Raw genomic sequence first — 20,081 nt, 5'->3', positions numbered from 1 at the left:
CCCGCTAAGGTGCGATCGATGTCCAACGAATCCCTCTCGGCTCTCTTCGACGGCGAATGTAGCGACGCCGAAATCGACCGCCTGCTCCGGCAGATGGATGCCAGCCCCGAGCTGGCGCAGCAATGGGGCCGCTGGCACCTGCAGCGTGACCTGGCCGAGGGCGCTTCGATCTCTTCGAAGACCTGCATCTGCGCCGGCGTGATGGCCGGGCTCGAAGAGCCGGTTTCGCGCGGCCGCGTGGTCGATCTGTCGGCCTGGCGTCGCCGCGTGGTCGAGTTGCCCTGGAAGCCAGCCGTCGGCTTCGCGGCCGCGGCCTCGATGGGCGCCGCAGCCGTCCTGTTCATGGGCCCGCAGCAGGGCATCGGCAGTGTCCAGCCGGCCGCGGACGGGCAGGAAGGCGAGGCCTACGGCGCCAATGTGCGCGTGAGCAACCCGGTGGTGGTGCGTCCGATGGGGCGTCTGCAATCGGTTTCGCTGACCGGCGACAACTACGGCACCACCTTCGCCGACGAGGAGTACGCCGCGCTGCTGCGCGACTACATCGCGAGCCGCAACGGCGCGCTGGCCGAGCAGACCGCCGACGCGGGATATCCGGCGGCTTACTCGACCCGTTACGTCCGCTTCGATGCGGCCAACGAGAAGCGCTGAGCCTCGAGTCCCGGGATTCCCCGTTTGACCAAAGCCGGGCGCTGCAGCGCCCGGCTTTTTGTTTTGCTTCACTTCATCCGGCACTCCCCTAGAATGTGCTGACATTTGATCCGGTTACGTCCGGATAATCGGGAGTTCTCACCTCATGATTGATGCCGCGCGTCTCCTACGGCGGATGCTGACCGCCGTTGTCGCGTCGACTTTGGTGTTCGCTGCCGCCTCGTGCTCGAAGCCTTCGACGACGGGCGGATACCCCGATTTCGCCGATCTGGTCGAGCGCGTGAGCCCGTCGGTCGTCAACATCAGCACCATCTCGGCCGTGCCGGCGCCGGGCGCGCTCGATGGCGGCGGCGGTGGCGAAGCACCCGAGAACGCGCCCGACTGGCTCAAGCGCTTCTTCGATCAGCACGGCCAGGATCAGGGCGATGCCGCGCCCGAGGACGACAGCAGCCAGGGCGAAGGCTCGGTCGACCCCGAAGAGGGCGCGCCGGGCGCTCCGCAGCCGCTCGGTTCGGGCTTCATCCTCTGGGACGACGGCTACATCCTGACCAATTACCACGTGATCCAGGACGCCAAGGAAGTGATCGTGCGCCTGCTCGACCGGCGCCAGTTCTCGGCGCAGGTGGTCGGCTCGGACGAGCGCAGCGACCTCGCCCTGCTCAAGATCGACGCCAAGGGCCTGCCGGCGGTCAAGACCGGCGCTTCGAACAAGCTGCGTCCGGGCCAATGGGTGCTCGCGATCGGCTCGCCGTTCGGCTTCGACTATTCGGTGACCGCGGGCATCGTCTCGGCCAAGGGCCGCAACCTGATCTCCGAACAGTACGTTCCGTTCCTGCAGTCCGACGTCGCGATCAACCCGGGTAACTCGGGCGGTCCGCTGTTCAACCTCGACGGCGAGGTGGTGGGTGTCAATTCGCAGATCTATTCGCAGTCGGGCGGCTACCAAGGCGTTTCGTTTTCGATCCCGATCGACGTCGCCGCCAAGGTCGCGCGCCAGCTCAAGGACAAGGGCCGCGTCACGCGCGGCTGGCTCGGCGTGGTGGTGCAGGAAGTCGATCGCAACCTCGCCCAGACCTTCGGCATGGAGCGTCCGGTCGGCGCGCTCGTGGCGCGCGTGATGGCCGGCAGCCCGGCCGAGCGTGCCGGACTCAAGGCCGGCGACGTGATCCTGACTTTCAACGGCGAGGAGCTGCCGATCTCGGCCGCCCTGCCGCCGATGGTCGGCAACGTCGACCCGGGCCAGGTCATTCCGCTCGAAGTCCAGCGCGACGGCCGCAAGATCACGATCAAGGTCGAGGTCGGCGAGCTCGAGAACCAGGACCGTGACGTCGAGGACAACGGCGACGCCTCGGTGCCCGAGGCACCAGCACCGGGCTCCGCCCAGTTCGGCCTGACCGTGAGCCCGCTGCCCGACGAGCTGCGCCGCCGCTGGCAGGTGGTCGGCAACGGCGTGCTCGTCGAATCGGTCGCTCCGGGGCCGGCCGCGCGCGCGGGTATCCGGCGCGGGGACATCGTCCAGTCGATCGCGGGGCAGGAAGTCAGCTCGCCGCAGCGGCTCGGCGAGATCGTCGCGCTGCTGACGCCCGGCGTGACCGTGCCGGTGCTCGTCAATCGCGGCGGCACGCCGTCGTTCCTGCCGCTCGAAGTGCCCGGAGCGGCGGAGCGCTGATGCGGCTGCGGCTGATCGGGCGGCCGGGCTGCCATCTCTGCGAGGAGCTGCTCGAAGCCCTGCTGACCGGGTTTCCGGACCAGGCCTGGACCATCGAGCAGGCCGACGTCGACAGCCGCGAAGACTGGCAGCGTCGCTACGGACTCAAGATTCCGGTGCTGCTCGACGACGATGGCAGCGTGATCTGCACCACCTTCTTCGACGCCGAGGCCGTCGGCGACTGGCTGGCCCAGCAACGCAGGCGCTCCGCGCCGCCGGCCTGAGCACCGTCGCGGCGCCATCGGGGCCCGCCCCGAAGCCGGCTATACTGCGCCACTTCTCCTTTCCCCGAGGCCAGCGCGGCAGCTGCGCAGCCGCGGGCTTCGTCAGCGGTTTATGAAACAAGCGAACATCCGCAACTTCTGCATCATCGCGCACATCGACCACGGCAAATCGACGCTGGCCGATCGCTTCATCCAGCTCTGCGGCGGCCTGGAGGAGCGCGAGATGCAGGCCCAGGTGCTCGACAACAACCCGATCGAGCGCGAGCGCGGCATCACCATCAAGGCGCAGGCGGTTTCGCTCGATTACAAGGCGAAGAACGGCGAGACCTATCAGCTCAACCTGATCGACACGCCCGGCCACGTCGACTTCAGCTACGAAGTCAGCCGCTCGCTGGCCTCCTGCGAAGGCGCGCTGCTGGTCGTCGATGCCAGCCAGGGCGTCGAGGCGCAGTCGGTGGCCAATTGCTACACCGCGCTCGAGCAGAACCTCGAAGTGCTGCCGGTGCTCAACAAGGTCGACCTCAACAACGCCGAACCCGAGCGCGTGGCCAAGGAGATCGAGGACGTCATCGGCATTCCGGCCAACGATGCACTGCGCATTTCGGCCAAGACCGGCCTCAACGTCGGCGACGTGCTCGAAGCCGTGGTCGCGACCTTGCCGCCTCCGAACGGCAATCCGGACGGCAAGCTGCAGGCGCTGATCGTCGACTCCTGGTTCGACAACTATCTGGGCGTGGTCTCGCTCGTTCGCGTCATCAACGGCCGCATCCGCAAGGGCCAGAAGATGCGCGTGATGTCGACCGGCAAGGATCACGAAATCACCATGCTGGGCGTGCATACGCCCAAGCGCGTGGTCAAGGATGCGCTCGAGACCGGCGAAGTCGGCTTCGTCATCGCCGGCATCAAGGACATCTTCGGCGCGCCGGTCGGTGACACGCTGACCGATCCGTCGAACCCCTGCACCGAGCAGCTGCCGGGCTTCAAGACCGTGCAGCCGCGCGTATTCGCGGGCATGTTCCCGATCGACGCCGACGATTTCGAAGACTTTCGCGAATCGCTCTCCAAGCTGCGCCTGAACGATTCCGCGCTGCAGTACGAGCCCGAGAATTCCACCGCGCTGGGCTTCGGTTTCCGCATCGGCTTTTTGGGCATGCTGCACATGGAAATCGTGCAGGAGCGCCTCGAGCGCGAGTACAACCTCAACCTGATCACCACCGCGCCATCGGTGATCTACGAGATCACCGACAAGCTCGGCGAGACGCGCAAGATCGACAACCCGGCCGAACTGCCCGAAGGCAGCGAGTTCGAGGACATTCGCGAGCCGATCATCAACTGTCGCGTGCTGATGCCGCCCGATTACGTTGGCCCGGTGATGCAGCTGTGCATGGAAAAGCGCGGCATCCAGCGCAACCTCAAGTACCTCGGCAACACCGTGCAGATGGAAGTCGAGATGCCGATGGCCGAAGTGGTGCTCGATTTCTTCGACCGCCTCAAGAGCGTCTCTCGCGGCTACGCGAGCTTCGAGTACGAGTTCCTGCGCTTCCAGGAAGCCCCGCTGGTCAAGCTCGACGTGCTCGTCAACGGCGACAAGGTCGATGCGCTGGCGTCGATCGTGCATCGCGATGCGGCGTATGCGCGCGGCCGCGACCTCTGCGAGCGCATGCAGGACCTGATTCCGCGGCAGATGTTCGACGTGGCGATCCAGGCCGCCATCGGCGCCAAGATCATCGCGCGCTCGACGGTCAAGGCGCTGCGCAAGAACGTGATCGCCAAGTGCTACGGCGGCGATATCAGCCGCAAGAAAAAGTTGCTCGAAAAGCAGAAAGAGGGCAAGAAGCGCATGAAGCAGGTCGGCTCGGTGGAAATTCCGCAGGAAGCCTTCCTGGCCGTGCTCGGCGTGGAACGCAAGGCCGAGCGCAAGGACTAGGCCGGCGGCGGCAGTCGAAAAACAGGATCAGGATCGAAGGAGCAGGGCGAGAAGATGTCGGACGTCCATTTTGATTTCGCGGTGTTGCTGACCATCCTCACGATCGTGACGGGTATCGGCTGGTTTATCGACACGCTGTGGCTCGCGCGCCGTCGCCGCGGGATCATCGGCGGCGAGGACAAGCCGGGCTTGATCATCGACTTCTGCCGCTCGTTCTTTCCGGTGATCTTCGTCGTGCTGATCCTGCGCTCGTTCATCGCCGAGCCGTTCCGCATTCCGTCCGAGTCGATGCTGCCGACGCTGATCAAGGGCGATTTCATCCTCGTCAACAAGTTCACCTACGGCCTGCGCGACCCGGTGTTCCATCACCGCTTCTTCGGCAGCAACGAGCCCAAGCGCGGCGACGTGGTGGTGTTCCGCTGGCCCGGCGATCCGAGCCAGGACTACATCAAGCGCATCGTCGGCGTGCCGGGCGACAAGCTCGCGTATCGCGACAAGACGCTTTACGTGAACGGCGAAGTCGCCAAGCTCGAGGCCGACGGCGTCTATGCCTCGGGCGGCGAGGCGAGCAGCACCGCGGTGCGCTATCGCATGGTCGAGCACCTCGGCGACGTGGCGCATCACATCCTGGTCGATCCGAACCGCATGTCCGACGGACTCTGCGGCCCGACCATCGTCGGCGGCCCGAACGTGAACCTGCGCCTGTGCTCGGGGGACGAAATCGTGCTGCCGCCCGGCGAATACTTCGGCATGGGCGACAACCGCGACGGCAGCTCCGACAGCCGTTTCTGGGGCACGATCCCGGAGAAGAACCTGGTCGGCCGCGCCTTCTTCATCTGGATGAGCTGGGACGCGCAGAGCAAGCGGCCGCTGTTCTCGCGCATCTTCTCGTCGATCAACTAGGGACTGGCGCATGCGCACTCCGAACACACAGCGAGGGCTCGGCGGCATCGGTCTGCTGTTCGTGTTCGGCCTGATCGCGCTCGTGACGCTGATCGTCATCAAGTGCCTGCCGCTGTACCTGAACCAGATGAAAGTGGCGCGCGTGCTGCATTCGGTCAGCGAGGATCCGGAGCTGTCGGCGTCGGACTCGATGGCGATTCGCGAGCACCTGCAGCGCCGCTGGATGATCGAGGACATCGACGGGCTCAAGCCCACCGACGTCAAGATCAAGCGCAACGACCAGGGTCGCCGCATGAGCTACGACTACGAGGCGCGCGCGCACCTGTTCTACAACATCTCCGTGGTCGTGGATTTCAGCGACGACCTGCCGCTGCGCAGCGGGACCGGCAGCGGCGACTGAGTCTTCGTCTTGGCGAGCAAGACCCACAAGCCGCTGCAGAAGGCGCTCGGCTACGAGTTCCAGGATCTGGCCCTGCTCGACCGGGCGATCACGCATCGCTCGCACGCGGCCGCCAACAACGAGCGGCTCGAGTTCCTCGGCGACGCGCTGATCAATTTCGTGATCGGCGAATACCTGTTCCGCATGCGTCCGACCGCCGAGGAGGGCGCGCTGTCGCGCCTGCGCGCGAGCTTGGTGCGCGAGCCTTCGCTGGCCGTGCTCGCGCGCGATCTGAAGCTCGGCGATGCGATCAAGCTCGGCGAAGGCGAGCTCAAGAGCGGCGGCTGGCGGCGCGATTCGGTGCTCGCCGATACCTTCGAGGCGGTGCTCGGGGCGATCTACCTCGACGGCGGTTTCGAGGTCGCCAAGGACGTCTGCCTGCGCTGCTTCGACAAGCTGCTGCAGCAGTTGCCCGATCCCGAAACGCTCAAGGATCCGAAGACGCGCTTGCAGGAATGGCTGCAGGCGCGCTCGCGTCCGCTGCCGATCTACGAAGTGCTCTCCGAGGCGGGCCCGCCGCACCGGCGCCAGTTCGTCGTCCGCGCCCGCCTGCTCGACATGGAGCACACGGCCGAAGCATTCTCCAACAGCCGGCGTAGCGCCGAGCAGAAGGCCGCGGAGCTGCTGCTGCAGCGCCTGCAGGTTCCGACCACCTAGTTGCACCATCGATTTTCGAGCAGAACAGCATGCAAAGCGGCATCGTCACCATCATCGGCCGGCCCAACGTGGGCAAGTCCTCGCTGCTCAACGCACTGATCGGCCGCAAGGTCAGCATCGTGTCGCATAAGCCGCAGACCACGCGCCACCGCATCCAGGGCGTGCTGCACGAGGAGCGCGGGCAGATCGTCTTCGTCGATACGCCGGGCCTGCACCGCGGCGAGAAGAAGGCGCTCAACAAGCTCATGAACCAGGCCGCGGCCGGGGCGATCCACGACGTCGATCTCGTGCTGTTCGTGGTCGAGGCCGGCAGCTTCCGCGACGAGGACCAGGCCGTGCTCGATCGGCTCAAGGACGTGACGGTTCCGGTCGGCCTGCTCGTCAACAAGGTCGATCGCGTCGACAACAAGGAAGACCTGTTTCCGCAGCTCGAAAAGCTCGGTGCGCTGCGCGATTTCGCCTTCGTGGTGCCGATCTCGGCGACGCGCGGCAGCAACCTCAAGCCGCTCGTGAAGGAGCTGTTCGACCGCCTGCCGGAAGGTCCGCCGCTGTATCCGGAAGACATGATCGTCGGCTACGACAACGCCTTCGAAGCCTCCGAGATCGTGCGCGAGAAGCTCGTGCGCACACTGCATCAGGAGCTGCCGTACGCGCTCACGGTGTCGATCGATCGCTACCAGATCGAAGGCAAGCTGCGCCGCATCGCGGCGACCATCTGGGTCGAGCGCGACGGGCAGAAGAAGATCGTGATCGGCGAGGAAGGCACCACGCTCAAGCGCGTCGGCACCGCCGCGCGCAAGGAACTCGAATACCTCACCGGCGACAAGGTGTTCCTGCAGCTCTGGTGCAAGGTCAAGGAAAACTGGAGCGACGATCCGAAGGCGCTGCGCCAGTTCGGCTACGAGTCCGAATAACGTCTGATCCATGGCGCGGGCTCGCATCGAACTCGCGCTGGCGCACGTGCTGCGGACGCAGCCGTTTCGCGACACCAGCCTGCTCGTCGAAGCCTTCAGTCAGGATTACGGTCGCATCGGGCTCGTCGCGCGCGGGGCGCGTGCGCCCAAGTCGCGCTTGCGTGCCTTGCTGCAACCGTTCCAACCCCTGCTGCTGTCGTGGACCGAGCAGGGCGACCTCGGCTCCCTGACGGGCGCGGAGGCTGCCGCGCCTCCGGTGACGCTCGCCGGCGAGGCGGTGTTCTGCGGCTGGTATCTCAACGAGCTGCTGCTCACGCTCGTGCAGCGGCACGACCCGCATGCGCAGCTCTACGCCGATTACGCCGAGGCGATCGCGCAGCTGCCACAGGCGATCGAGCCCGCGTTGCGACGCTTCGAGCTGCGCCTGCTCAACGAACTCGGCTACGGCCTCGATCTGCCCGGCGATCTCGACGCCACGCTGCATTACCGTTTCGACGCCGAAGAAGGCGCGATTCCGGTGCCGGCCGTCGCTCCGCAGGTCTTGCACGTGTACTCGGGCGCGAGCCTGATCGCGCTGCGCGACGAGCGCTTCGACGATGCGGCGGCCCTGCGCGACATGCGCCGCCTGCTGAATCGCCAGCTCAAGCCGCTGCTTGGCACCCGCGAGCTCGAAAGCGCGCGCCTGCTGCGGGCCCTGCGGGCACGCTCATCGGCACAGTAAGCCGCTGATTTCAAGGCAGTGATGCGGGTTTGAGGCCGTGTTATCTTCGCGCCGCTCGCGGAGCCGTGGGGACGGTTTCGCAGGTTCGGGCAGTGTCCATTGGCCCTTCCTCGGGCCGTACTCTTTGGGGGATTCATCAATGCGCAAGAGCTTTCTAGCGCTGGCCGCCGTGGCCAGTGCCGCCGCTTTCGTTTCGGGGCCTTCGCAGGCCGCCGCCGTTGCGGTCGGCGCCAAGGTCAGCACGCTCGGCCTCGGTGCCGAGGCCACGATCGGGATCAACGATTACCTGAACCTGCGCGTGCCGTTCAACACCTTCAGCTACGACTACGACGACAAGGACGGCGGCGACGTCGCCTACGAGGGCAAGCTCAAGCTCAACAGCTTCGGCGCCCAGCTCGACGTGCATCCGTTCAAGGGCAGCTTCTATCTGAGCGGCGGTCTGTTCGCCAACAGCAACAAGATCAACGCGCAGGCGCGCAGCACCGACGCGAGCGAGGCCTACGAAGTCGGAGACGAGGATTACTACACCGACCCGAACGATCCGCTCGCGCTCGACGGCCGCATCGATTTCAAGAAGACGGTTCCGTATCTGGGCCTGGGCTGGGGCAACGCGATCCAGGGCGATTCGAACTTCTACTTCCGCTTCGAGCTCGGCGCCTACTTCCAGGGCGCGCCGAAGATCGAGCTGACGCCGAGCGGCTCGGCGACCACCGGCCCGAACGGAACCGGCGACAGCTTCACCGTCGGCGACGGCAGTGCGGTGGACCAGCAGTTCCAGGCGGAGGTCGAGCAGGAGCGCGCCGACCTCGAAGATGACACCAAGGATTACAAGATCTACCCGGTGGTCGGTCTGGCGCTCGGCTGGCGCTTCAAGCTCTGAGCCGGCGCGCAGCGCCCGCGCTGCGGTGAGTGAATCGGGGCGGTCATGGCCTCGGATGCGAAGGCTCTACAATGCGCAGCCTTCGCAAACCGAGCCGCCATGACCGCCCTTCCTCTTCGCCTCGGCGTCAACGTCGATCACGTCGCCACCGTGCGCCAGGCGCGCGGCGTGAACTACCCTGATCCGGTCGAAGCCGCGCTGATCTGCGCGCAGGCCGGCGCCGATTCGATCACCGTGCACTTGCGCGAAGACCGCCGGCACATCCAGGACCACGACGTCAGCCGGCTGCTCGCGGTCTCGAAGATCCCGACCAATCTCGAAATGGCGGTCACCGACGAAATGGTCGGTATCGCCTGCACGCTCAAGCCGCGCTACGTCTGCCTGGTGCCCGAGAAACGCGAAGAGCGCACCACCGAAGGCGGGCTCGATGTCGCCGGCCAGCTGCCGCGCGTGCGTGAAGTCTGCGCGCGCCTCGCCGCCGCCGGCATCGAAGTGAGCCTATTCGTCGATCCCGACCTGCATCAGCTCGAAGCCTGCATCGCGAGCGGTGCTCCGCATCTCGAGATCCACACCGGGCGCTACGCCGAAGTCGAGGGCGATGCGTGCGCCGAAGAAGTTGCAGTGATCGCAGGCTTCGCCAGGGCCGCGCATGCGGCCGGCATCGAAGTGCACGCCGGCCACGGGCTCACGCTAGCCAACGTCGGGGCTATCGCGCGCATCGCCGAGATCGTCGAGCTCAACATCGGGCATGCGCTGGTCGGTCGTGCGCTGATGGTCGGCATGGCCGAAGCCACGCGCGAGATGATCGCGGCGATGCGCTCGGCGCGCGCCTGATCCGGCCATGATCCGACGCCGCGGCGGCGCGTATTCGGCGGGCTCCAGCGCCCCGCGTGTCGTCACGCCCGCAAACCGCGCCGCGCTCTACGGCGTCGGCGTCGACCTGCTGCAGATCTCGCGGCTCGCGCAGGTGCAGGCCCGGCATCCCGAGCGTTTCGCCCGGCGCCTGCTGCATCCGCTCGAAATGCAAAGGCTCGAATCGCTGCGCGAGGCTCAGCGCGATCCGGTGAATTTCCTCGCCAAGTGCTTCGCGGTGAAGGAAGCCTTCGTCAAGGCGCTGGGCACCGGATTTCGCGGCATCGCGCACGACGAAGTGGGCTGGGTGCGTGGCGCGCTCGGCAAGCCCGAGCTCGTGTTCTCGCCGAAAGTGGAGGCGGTGTTGCGCGCGCGCGGCATCGGCGCGCGGCACGTGTCGATCACCGACGAAATCGACTTCGTCTGCGTGGTGGTGACCTTGGAGCGTTGCTGAGGCTTCAGCCCGCCCGTCGCGCCTGCGCGCGCCGCGATTCCAGATCGACGACCACGGCGCTCTCGGCCGAATCCGCCGCCGAACTCTCGGCCGCGATGGTTCCGAGCGTGTCGTGCAGGGCCGTGCGCAGGCGCGCGAGCCCGCCGACGCCGACGCCCGCGAAGGCCGATGCGGCGAGCTGTTCTTCCATGTCGCGCGCCGCGGCCTTGAGTTCGTGCAGCTGGTAGAACGCGGCGGTGCCGTTGAGCGTGTGCGCGGCCGCGCGCGCCGCGATCGCATCGCCGCGGCTGAAGGCGTCTTCGAGCTCCTTGAACTGCAGCGGCAGCTCCTCGCGCAGCAGGCGCAGCAGCTCGGCGTCCTGCGCGAGGCGCGAGGCGCGCGCCGGGCTCGGCACTTCGTGCGCGAGCTCGGGCGTCAGCGCGCGCAGCAGCTGGTTTTCGTCGAAGGGTTTGATGAGCACCTGGTCGGCGCCCGCCGAACGCAGGCTGGCGCGCTCGTCCGGGCTCAGATGCGCCGAGGTCGCGACGAGCCGTGCGGGGCGCTTGCCGGGGATTTTCGCGGCGACTTCGTCGGCGCGGATCGCCCGGATCACCCCAAGCCCGTCGAGGCCCGGCATGCGGTAGTCGATCAGCGCGAAGTCGCAATCGTGTTCGCGCCAGCGCTGCAAGGCGGTGTCGCCGTCGTCGGCCTCGACGACCTGCGCGCCGAGCTCGTGGCCGAGCGCGACCAGATACCGCCGGTTGGCCGGATTATTGTCCGCGATCAGCAGCTTGCGGCCATCGAGCAGCGGCACCGAATGACCGCTGCGGACCAGTTCGCAAAGCTCGCGGTAGAGCTGCAGGCGGCTCACGGCCTTGGGCAGCGCGCGCGCGGCGCCGATGTCGATGGCCTGCTGCTGGTCGACCGGCGAGGCCGAGGACAGCAGCGCGAGCATCGGCGGCTGCGCTTCCATGCAGAGGGCGCCGAGCGCCTCGACGGCCGGGTCGGAGAGCTCGGCCGGCTTGAGTCCGACGATGACCACGTCGGGCCGGCTCTTCGGGGCGCTGTGGCGCAGGCGTGCGGCGAGCTGGGTGACGTCGTCGAACGGCAGCACCTCGATGCCCCAGAACTGCAGCGAATGGCTCAGCGCGAGCGAGGCCGTCGGATGCGTGTCGATGACCCAGATGCGGCGCCCGCGCAGATGTTCCCAGGCCGGCGATGCCTCGGTCAGCGAGCGCAGCTCGAGCAGCACGCTGAAGGTCGATCCGCGCCCGGGTTCGCTCTCGACCGAGACGCTGCCCGCCATCAGTTCGGCCAGGCGCTTGACGATGGTCAGGCCCAGGCCGCTGCCGGGTTGCACGCTGCGCCCGCCGGCCTGCTCGAACGGTTGGAAGATGCGCTCGCGCTGCGCCGCGCTGATGCCGACGCCGCTGTCGGTCACCGAGGCGCGCAGCCAGAAGCGGTGCCCCTGGCGGCGTTCCTTCATCACCCGCAGCACCACTTCGCCGCTCTCGGTGAACTTGATCGCGTTCGACAGCAGGTTGGTGAGGATCTGGCGCAGCCGCTGCGGATCGCCGTCGAGCTGCAGCGGAACGTCGTGATAGATGATGTGGACGAGCTCGAGGTTCTTCTCGTAGGCCAGCGGGGCGAGCAGGGCGACCACGTCCTCGACCGCGTCGGCGAGGTCGAAGCGCTCGACGTTGAGCGTGAGCCGGCCGGCCTCGATGCGGCTCCAGTCGAGCACGTCGTTGAGCATCGACAGCAGGCCGCGCGCCGAGCGGTCGAGCGTGGCGAGATAGTCGCCCTGCTCCTGGTCGAGCCGGGTTTTGCGCAGCAGGTCGGCGAAGCCGAGGATGCCCGTGAGCGGCGTGCGCAGCTCGTGCGTGAGCCCAGAGAACAGTTCGGATTGCTGGCGCAGCTCGCGCTGGGCCTCGGCCAGATGGCTCTGCGCCACGCGCAGGTCGGTGTTGGCGTGCTCGAGGTCGCGGCGCAGGCGGTTCACCGCGGCGCGCATGCGCTGCTCGAGCTGGTCGCGATAGCCGAGCATTTGCTGGCTGATCGCGTTCATCTGCGCCCCGAGGCGCGCAAACGCGGGCGGCAGGTCGGACGGCGCGCGCGCTTCGAGGCGGCCCGAGGCCAGGCCGCGCAGGGCCGTTTCGAGCCGGCTGATGATGTCGGCCCACAGGCGCATCTGGCGCAGGCCCATCGCGAGGCTCGCGAACGCGAGCACCAGCGCCGAGGTCCGGATCCACAGCGGAGTGGTCGTCGCCAGGCTGAAGAACAGCACCGCGATGAGGGCCGCGAGCATCGACGGGCTCAGCCAGAGCAGGGCGTAGAACAGCCGGCGGCCGCGCTCGCGCAGCGTCGGCGGTGCCTGAGTGCCCTGTCGCTCGATCGCCATCGGCTAAACTTCCCGCACCATGAATGCACCCTCCCTGGCCGATTTTATCGGCAACACGCCGCTTGCCCAGCTCAGACGCCTGCCGGGCGTCGGTTCCAACCGCCTGTTCGCCAAGCTAGAAGGCAACAATCCGGCCGGATCGGTCAAGGACAGGCCCGCGTATTCGATGATCCGGCGCGCCGAGGAACGCAGCGAGATCAAGCCCGGCGACACGCTCGTCGAGGCCACTTCGGGCAACACCGGCATCGCGCTCGCGATGGCCGCGGCGATGAAGGGCTACCGCATGGTGCTGATCATGCCCGCGCACATGAGCGCCGAGCGTCGCGCGATGATGAAGGCCTTCGGCGCCGAGATCATTCTCGTCACCAAGGAAGAGGGCATGGAAGGCGCTCGCGACCTCGCCATGAAGATGCAGCGCGAAGGCAAGGGCCGCGTGCTCGACCAGTTCTCCAACCCGGACAATCCGCGCGCGCATTACGAAGGCACCGGCCCCGAAATCTGGCGCGACACGCAGGGCACGATCACGCACTTCGTCGCGACGATGGGCACCACCGGCACCATCATGGGCACCGGGCGCTTCCTGAAGGAACAGAACCCGGACATCCAGATCGTCGGCGTGTATCCCAAGGGCGAATCGTCGATTCCAGGCATCCGCAAATGGCCCGAGCAATACCAGCCCGGCATCTTCAACCGCTCGCGCATCGATCGCATCATCGAAGCCTCGGCCGAAGACGCCGAAGCCACCATGCGCCTGCTCGCCAAACGCGAAGGCCTGTTCTGCGGCCCGTCGTCGGGCGGCTCGGTGTGGGCCGCGCTGCAGCTCTGCAAGGAACTCGAGAACGCGACGATCGCCTGCATCATTTGCGATCGCGGCGATCGGTATATCTCGACGGGCGTTTTTCCGGATTGAGGCGCGAACCGATCGTGGCTTTTCCGACCGAACCCGTACTGGTCTTCGACATCGAGACGATTCCCGATCTCGAGGGCGGGCGCCGTCTTCACGGACTCGACAACGCAAGCGACGATCAGGTCTGGACCGCGATGCAGGCGCTGCGCGTGGCCGCGCGCGGCAGCGATTTCCAGCCCGCGCATCTGCAGCGCATCGTCGCGATCTCCTGCGTGCTGCGTGCGGGCAACGATTTGAGAGTCTGGTCGCTCGGCGACGAGACCACCGGCGAAGCCGAACTGGTGCAACGCTTCTTCGACGGCATCGAGCGCTACCGGCCGACCATCGTGAGCTGGAACGGCGGCGGCTTCGACTTGCCGGTGCTGCACTATCGCGGGCTCATCCACGGTGTGCAGGCGCGCGCGTATTGGGACAACGGCATCTTCGATCGCGATGCCAAGTGGAACAACTATCTCAAGCGCTACGAGTTCAAGCACACCGATCTGATGGACGTGCTCGCGCTCTACAGCGGGCGCAACAATGCGCCGATGCACGAGATCGCGGTACTGCTCGGCTTTCCGGGCAAGCTCGGCATGGACGGCTCGCAGGTGTTCGGTGCGTACAAGCGCGGCGGCATTGCTGAGATTCGTGCGTACTGCGAAACCGACGTGCTGAATACCTGGCTGATCTATCTGCGCTTCCTGCGCATGCGCGGCATTCTCACGGCCGAAGAACTCGCCGACGAACTCGATCTGGCGCGCAACTTTTTGAGCGCATCGAGCGCATCGCACTGGATCGAATACGCGGCGAGCTGGGCTCGCTGACGCCTCCTTTTCACGCTGTCTTCTCAAGCTGCATTCAATGCCTTCCCGAAAAAGAAAACTGCCGCCCGCAGGAGAATTCCTTGCTGAAGTGACCGATCTGGCCGACGACGGCCGCGGCATCGCGCGCATCAACGGCAAGGTGACCTTCATCGCCGATGCACTGCCCGGTGAGCGCGTGCAGTTTCGCTACGTGCGTACCGGGCGTGACATCGATGAAGGGCAGACGCTGAGCGTCGAACAAGCCTCGCCCGATCGCGTGCAGCCCAAGTGCGAGCACTTCGGTTTGTGCGGCGGCTGCGCGCTGCAGCATCTGGCACCCGAGGCGCAGATTCGCTTCAAGCAGAAGCAGCTGTTCGAAGGTTTTGCGCGCATCGGAAAAGTGAAGGCCGATGAAGTGGCGCCGCCGATCACCGGCCCGGTCTGGGGTTATCGGCGTCGTGCTCGCCTCGGCGTGAAGTACGTCTTCAAGCGCGAGACCGTGCTAGTCGGTTTTCGTGAGCGCGAAAGCTCGTTTCTCGCTGCGCTCGAACGCTGCGTGGTGCTCGATCCGCGTGTCGGTGAAAAGCTGCGCGCCTTCGGTGAACTCATCGCATCCTTGAGCCTGCGGTCTCAGCTGCCGCAGATCGAAGTCGCGACCGCTGAACCCGTTGCACTCGTGCTGCGCGTGCTCGCGCCGCCGACCGAAGACGATCTGGCCAAGCTGCTAGCGTTCGCGAGTGAGCACGACGTCGACTTTTATCTGCAGCCTTCGGGCCCTGACTCGATCACGCCGCTAGGCGAAGTGCGCGAACTCAGCTACGCGCCGCTGGTCGAGCCCGATCGCCTGCGTTTTCGCCCGACCGATTTCATTCAGATCAACGCTGCGATCAGCAAACAAGCGGTCGCGCAGGCACTCGATTGGCTGCAGCTCAAGCCCGGCGAACGCGTGCTCGAACTGTTCAGCGGGCTCGGCAATTTTTCGATTCCGCTCGCGCGCACCGGCGCACACGTCGTCACCGTCGAAGGCGAAGCCTCGCTGGTGCAGCGGGCGCGCGACAACGTGCAGCGCTTGGGCCTCGACATCGAGGCGCACAAGGGCGATCTGTTCCAGCCGCAGAACGACGCGCCGTGGGCAAAAGCCGCTTACGACGCGGTGCTGATCGATCCGCCGCGTGCCGGTGCGCAGGAAATTCTGCCGCTGCTCGGCAAGATCGGGGCGAAGCGCATTCTCTACGTGTCCTGCCATCCGGGCACGCTCGCGCGCGATGCGGGGCTGCTCGTGCACGAGCATGGCTATCGGCTCGTGCGTGCCGGCGTGATGGACATGTTCCCGCACACCGCGCACGTTGAGAGCATGGCGCTGTTCGTGAAGGGCTGAGCGCGCTCGGTCTATCCATTCCGTTGCAATGTTTTTCTAATCGTAACGATAAAGAAACATCGATTACCCATCATCGCCCTTCACTCAAGGGAATGATGGAGTTGCAGCATGGGCAAGTTTGCTTTGACGTTGGTGGCCTCGATGATCGCGATGGGGCTCGGTGCCTGTTCGGGCGATGATGGTCGCGATGGCGCGCAGGGACCGGTGGGACCTGCCGGACCGGAAGGTCCGTCTGCTCCGGTTTCTGATCTGCCGACGCTGCTGTTCAAGGACGATCGCACCGTGCTCTCCGAGCCGATGCTGCAAAACCCCACGGCCGATTCGGTGAAAGTGGTCTGGTTCACCGAGTACCAAGGCGAGCAGCATCGCGTGCGCTACGGTGACAACTACGCCCAGAGCGCCGATGCGACGACGATGAAGATGTCGCGCATGTACGAGGACGCGAGCTCGGTGGTTTCGGGCCGCACCTATGCGGGCGTGCTCGAGCGCGATGTCTGGCGTCACGAGGCCACCATCAGCGGGCTCAGCGCGGGCCAGAAGCGGCCTTACGTCGCGGTCAGCGTGCACAACGGCGAAACGCGTCGCAGCGGCGAATACGAGTTGCAGCCGCTGCCCGCCGTGGGCCAGACCACGCGCTTTCTGCTGACCTCCGATCTGCAGCTCAAGAAGATGGCCGGCGCCAATTATCAGCAGGTGGCTGAGCGCTTCGGACCGATCGATGGCGTGCTGTTCGCGGGCGATCTGATCAACGTGCCGAACCGTGCTTCGGAGTGGTTCGATTCCGCGGGCGCCAACGCGCCGTCGTTCTTCGCTTCGCTGCAAGGTCAGCTCGGCAAGTGGCAGCCGACCGCGCAGTATCCGGGCGGCGAACTGCTGCAGAACGCCTGGCTGTTCCCGATCATCGGCAACCATGAAGTGATGGGCCGCAATCTGCCGGAGTCGGGCAACCTCAATGCGCGCTTCAACGATTCGCAGCCGCGCTGGTACGCCGAGATTGCGTACGAGAAGCAGAAGGCCGAAGTCAATCCGGGCAACGACGCGGCCGTGCGCGAGCAGTGGATCGCCGATCACTCGTACGAAACGGTGTCGTACGAAGAAATGTTCACGCTGCCGGAAGGCCCCGATGGCGAGCGCTATTACGCGCAGCGCATTGGCGATACCTTCCTGATCGCACTCGACGGCAATCGCATCTGGCGCAGCTGGAGCCCGAACATCAAGGGCAAGTTCACCGAGGCGCTCGCCGATCTCAACAAGCCGGAAAACTGGGGCTTTGGTGATCATCACTTCTGGCCGTTCGGCGCTGGCTCCACGCAGCATGACTGGCTCAAGACCGTGCTCGCGAGCGATGACTTCAAGAGCGCCAAGTACAAGGTGGTGATGGTGCATCAGTCGATCTTCGGCCTCGGTGACAACGCCACGCCGGTGATGGCGCAGAACGTCATGAGCCTCGATGTGGCCAACGAAGATGGCTCGCGCAGCATCGTCGGCCCGTTTACTTTTCCGATCGCGCCCGATGTGTGGAATGCGCAGATTCAGCCGCTGATCGATGGGGGCCGCATTCGCTACGTGAAGTACGACTATCCGCTCGAACAGGATTTGTGGAAGCGCGATGTCGAGCCGCTGCTGGTCGATGCGGGCGTGCAGCTGGTGCACGTGGGGCATTCGCATCTGTGGAATCGCGCCAAGGTTGGCAACCTGCACTACATCGAGACTTCGAACGTCGGCAACAGCTACGGCGCGGCCTGGGAAGGCTTCTACTCGCGCGCGCAGCCGAGCTGGGTCGAGAGCACTGCGGCGCACACGAGCTTCACCTGGGATCTGCTGAACTACCCGGCGCTCGGCGATCCGCAGGGCCGCGAGATCATCGGGCCGACGATCGCCAACCCGATGGCCGATCTGCTCGGCACCCAGCCGTATCCGTTCGTGTCGAGCAACGACGTTACTGCATTCAGCATTCTCGATACCTCGACCGGGGTGGTGTCGAGCTACGCCTTCGACACGCGTTATCCGGGACGTGAGGCCTACAAGTTCGACGAGTTCTCGCTGTAGCCGCCGGTAGCCGCGGCGACGAATCTGTAAGACCGCTGCTGCACCGTTGATTCAGCGAAGCGCCGGCCGAGAGGTCGGCGCTTTTTTTGTGCTGCGCGCCGGGTTCTCGAACGGCGATGAATCGGGCACCATGATCCGACACACTTCGTCAGAGATCGCGGCCATGAGCTGCGTCCGGCGTCATCGAGAGCCTGGAACCAGCGGCGCCGGCTGGGGTCAAGCTCAGGAAGCTTTCAGGGCTTCCGCATTGAAGTGCAGGAGCGAGACATGGACGAGACGCACAAGCACATTCGCGAGGTGCTCGAAGTTGTCGGCGGAGCGCCGAGCTTGCGTGATAGCGCGGTGCGAGCGAGCTGGCAGCGTTGCGTGGGCCAATACGGGCTCGATCCGTCGCGCATGCGCGACGCCTACGTGGTGCCAGACAATCGCCTGCGCGAGCATCGCGAACGGCTCGATGCGCTGATCCGCACGGCGCGCTTCGGGCTCGAAGGTTTGTATGGCCAGGTCAGCGGACAAGGTTACGTGGTGCTGCTGTCGGACGATCGCGGCGTGACGGTCGATCACATCGGTGATCGCAGCCAGGCGCAGGCGTTGCACGAGGCTGGGCTTACGCTCGGTTCGGACTGGTCGGAATCGCAGGCCGGCACCAATGCGGTTGGCGCCTGCCTGGCTTCGGGCGAGCCGGTGATCATTCATCAGGGCGATCACTTCGATGCGACGCATATTCCGCTGACCTGCACGGCCGCGCCGATCTACGACGCGCGTGGAGCGCTCGCTGCGGTGCTCGATGTTTCGGCGCTGCGTTCACCCGAATCCAAGCACAGCCAGGCGCTGGCGATGCAGCTCGTGCGATCGAGCACGCTGCGCATCGAGATGGCGCATCTGATGGCGAGTTTTCGCAGCAACTGGATCGTGCGCTTCAGCCGCTCGCAGGCCTTCGTCGATGTCGATCCCGAAGCGGCGATCGCGATCGACGACAGCGGTTGCGTGGTCGGCATGACGCACGCGGGCCGCAAGCTCATGGCGCATGCGCTCGGACTCGACTGGAGACGGGCGCCCTCGCTGCTCGGTCGGCGTTTCAACGAGGCTTTCGACGTCGAACTCGACGAACTGCCGAGCCTTACGCGCGCACTGCCGACGCAGGAGCGGCGCATCCAATTGCGCAATGGCGGGCTCATCTACGCGAACGCGGCGGCTCCGCAGCCGGTGCCGATGCGCAGCCGGCGCAACGGCGGTGAACCTGCAGAATCCCCAGCTCGAATCTCCGCGCCGCTGCAACAGCTCACCGGCGGTGATGCGGCAATGCAGCGGCTGCTGACGATGGCGACCAAGCTTGCCGACAAGCCGATTTCGATTCTGTTGCAAGGCGAAACCGGCAGTGGCAAGGAAGTGCTCGCGCGGGCCATTCACAACAGCGTCCACGACAGCGGCGGACGCGAGCGTCCCTTCGTCGCGGTCAATTGCGCTGCGCTGCCCGAGTCGCTGATCGAGAGCGAGCTGTTCGGTTACGCGCCCGGCGCCTTCACCGGCGCGCGTGCCAAGGGCAGGCGAGGGCTGATCGTCGAAGCCGATGGCGGCACGCTGTTTCTCGATGAAATCGGTGATATGCCGTTGGCGCTGCAGGCACGACTGCTGCGCGTGCTCGCCGAGCGCGAGGTGCAGCCGCTCGGTGGCTCGCGGCCGATATCGGTGAACGTGCGGGTGATCTCGGCCTCGCATCGCGATCTGTCCACGCTCGTGCGTGATGGGCAGTTCCGCGAAGACCTGTTCTTCCGCCTGTCCGCCGCAAGGCTCGCGATTCCGCCCTTGCGCGAGCGCTCGGACTTGGGATGGCTCATCGACGAGTTGCTGCGTCGCGGTACCAGCGACGGCCATGCCGCGAGCGTCCGACTGAGCGTTGCGGCGCGTGCAGTCATCGAGGCGCACGATTGGCCCGGTAACATCCGCGAACTCGTCAACGTGCTCGAACTCGCGCGCGTGCTGTGCAGCGATGGTGTCATCGAGATCGATGATCTGCCGGCGTTTTCATCGCCGACCATCGATATCGTTCCGGCGATGAAGTCCGAGCAATCTTCGGTGACGCAACTGCTCGCCGCGCTGCGCGAATATGGCTGGAACGTTTCGGCCGTTGCACGCAAGCTCGGTGTCGATCGCACCACGGTGCATCGGCGCATGCGCAAGCATGGCCTGGTGCCGCCGAATCGCCGGCATCACTGAGCGATCAGGCGCGCAAAAAAAGACGCCGCAGCCGAGTGCGA

The 20,081-nt window shown here is 65.9% G+C and carries 18 protein-coding genes; 17 read left to right on the top strand and 1 reads right to left on the bottom strand.

Going from position 1 to position 20,081, the window contains the following annotated elements; all coding sequences use genetic code 11:
- Positions 1-18 precede the first annotated feature (18 nt).
- The 12 genes from AC3WUM_RS22335 (at position 19) to acpS (ending at position 10,327) form a co-directional block, all read left to right on the top strand.
- Positions 19-648: a sigma-E factor negative regulatory protein gene (locus AC3WUM_RS22335; protein WP_492413142.1), complete on the top strand. Its 630-nt coding sequence runs from the start codon at positions 19-21 to the stop codon at positions 646-648.
- Between the two features lie 175 nt (positions 649-823).
- On the top strand, positions 824-2,317 hold the full coding sequence (locus AC3WUM_RS22330) for a Do family serine endopeptidase (RefSeq protein WP_492413140.1): 1,494 nt from the start codon (positions 824-826) through the stop codon (positions 2,315-2,317).
- Positions 2,317-2,580, top strand: a complete 264-nt coding sequence (locus tag AC3WUM_RS22325; RefSeq protein WP_492413139.1) for a glutaredoxin family protein — start codon at positions 2,317-2,319, stop codon at positions 2,578-2,580. Before AC3WUM_RS22330 ends, AC3WUM_RS22325 begins: the two co-directional genes overlap by 1 nt.
- Before the next feature lie 112 nt (positions 2,581-2,692).
- Entirely contained in the window at positions 2,693-4,507 is a 1,815-nt protein-coding gene (gene lepA / locus AC3WUM_RS22320; RefSeq protein ID WP_492413137.1) for a translation elongation factor 4, read from the top strand.
- Between the two features lie 54 nt (positions 4,508-4,561).
- Complete coding sequence (lepB, locus tag AC3WUM_RS22315; protein WP_492413135.1) at positions 4,562-5,410, top strand: signal peptidase I; 849 nt, start codon at positions 4,562-4,564, stop codon at positions 5,408-5,410.
- A 10-nt stretch (positions 5,411-5,420) separates the two neighbouring features.
- Positions 5,421-5,810: a DUF4845 domain-containing protein gene (locus tag AC3WUM_RS22310; RefSeq protein ID WP_492413133.1), complete on the top strand. Its 390-nt coding sequence runs from the start codon at positions 5,421-5,423 to the stop codon at positions 5,808-5,810.
- Between the two features lie 9 nt (positions 5,811-5,819).
- Entirely contained in the window at positions 5,820-6,506 is a 687-nt protein-coding gene (rnc, locus tag AC3WUM_RS22305; protein WP_492413131.1) for a ribonuclease III, read from the top strand.
- Positions 6,507-6,517: 11 nt separating this feature from the next.
- Positions 6,518-7,420 (top strand): GTPase Era, encoded by a 903-nt coding sequence (gene era / locus AC3WUM_RS22300; protein ID WP_492413225.1) that lies wholly within the window; start codon positions 6,518-6,520, stop codon positions 7,418-7,420.
- A gap of 10 nt (positions 7,421-7,430) precedes the next feature.
- A complete protein-coding gene (gene recO / locus AC3WUM_RS22295; protein WP_492413129.1) occupies positions 7,431-8,141 on the top strand; it encodes a DNA repair protein RecO in 711 nt (236 codons plus the stop codon).
- Between the two features lie 139 nt (positions 8,142-8,280).
- A complete protein-coding gene (locus AC3WUM_RS22290) occupies positions 8,281-9,021 on the top strand; it encodes a hypothetical protein (RefSeq protein ID WP_492413128.1) in 741 nt (246 codons plus the stop codon).
- Between the two features lie 99 nt (positions 9,022-9,120).
- Positions 9,121-9,855, top strand: a complete 735-nt coding sequence (locus AC3WUM_RS22285; RefSeq protein ID WP_492413126.1) for a pyridoxine 5'-phosphate synthase — start codon at positions 9,121-9,123, stop codon at positions 9,853-9,855.
- 7 nt (positions 9,856-9,862) lie between these two features.
- Positions 9,863-10,327, top strand: a complete 465-nt coding sequence (gene acpS / locus AC3WUM_RS22280; protein ID WP_492413124.1) for a holo-ACP synthase — start codon at positions 9,863-9,865, stop codon at positions 10,325-10,327.
- Positions 10,328-10,331: 4 nt separating this feature from the next.
- Here acpS and AC3WUM_RS22275 read toward each other — a convergent pair whose 3' ends face one another.
- Positions 10,332-12,707 carry an ATP-binding protein gene (locus AC3WUM_RS22275; protein WP_492413122.1) on the bottom strand — a complete coding sequence of 792 codons (2,376 nt, stop codon included), beginning with the start codon at positions 12,705-12,707 and terminating at the stop codon, positions 10,332-10,334.
- A gap of 19 nt (positions 12,708-12,726) precedes the next feature.
- On the opposite strand from AC3WUM_RS22275, the gene cysM reads away from it, so the two are divergent.
- The 5 genes from cysM to AC3WUM_RS22250 all read left to right on the top strand — a co-directional run bounded on the left by cysM (position 12,727) and on the right by AC3WUM_RS22250 (position 20,040).
- Positions 12,727-13,617, top strand: coding sequence for a cysteine synthase CysM (cysM, locus tag AC3WUM_RS22270; protein WP_492413121.1), 891 nt, complete (start codon positions 12,727-12,729; stop codon positions 13,615-13,617).
- A 14-nt stretch (positions 13,618-13,631) separates the two neighbouring features.
- A complete protein-coding gene (locus AC3WUM_RS22265; protein WP_492413119.1) occupies positions 13,632-14,417 on the top strand; it encodes a 3'-5' exonuclease in 786 nt (261 codons plus the stop codon).
- Positions 14,418-14,454: 37 nt separating this feature from the next.
- The gene (gene rlmD / locus AC3WUM_RS22260; protein WP_492413117.1) at positions 14,455-15,774 is read left to right on the top strand and encodes a 23S rRNA (uracil(1939)-C(5))-methyltransferase RlmD; all 1,320 of its coding nucleotides are present in this window, start codon (positions 14,455-14,457) and stop codon (positions 15,772-15,774) included.
- 108 nt (positions 15,775-15,882) lie between these two features.
- On the top strand, positions 15,883-17,823 hold the full coding sequence (locus tag AC3WUM_RS22255) for a metallophosphoesterase (protein ID WP_492413116.1): 1,941 nt from the start codon (positions 15,883-15,885) through the stop codon (positions 17,821-17,823).
- Positions 17,824-18,090: 267 nt separating this feature from the next.
- The gene (locus AC3WUM_RS22250; protein ID WP_492413115.1) at positions 18,091-20,040 is read left to right on the top strand and encodes a sigma-54-dependent Fis family transcriptional regulator; all 1,950 of its coding nucleotides are present in this window, start codon (positions 18,091-18,093) and stop codon (positions 20,038-20,040) included.
- The last annotated feature ends 41 nt before the right edge of the window (positions 20,041-20,081 follow it).

This window comes from Hydrocarboniphaga sp. FW305-C-57 (assembly GCF_058783045.1).
Note: the sequence above shows the minus strand (reverse complement) of the source record. Positions and strands in the feature narration are given on the sequence as shown.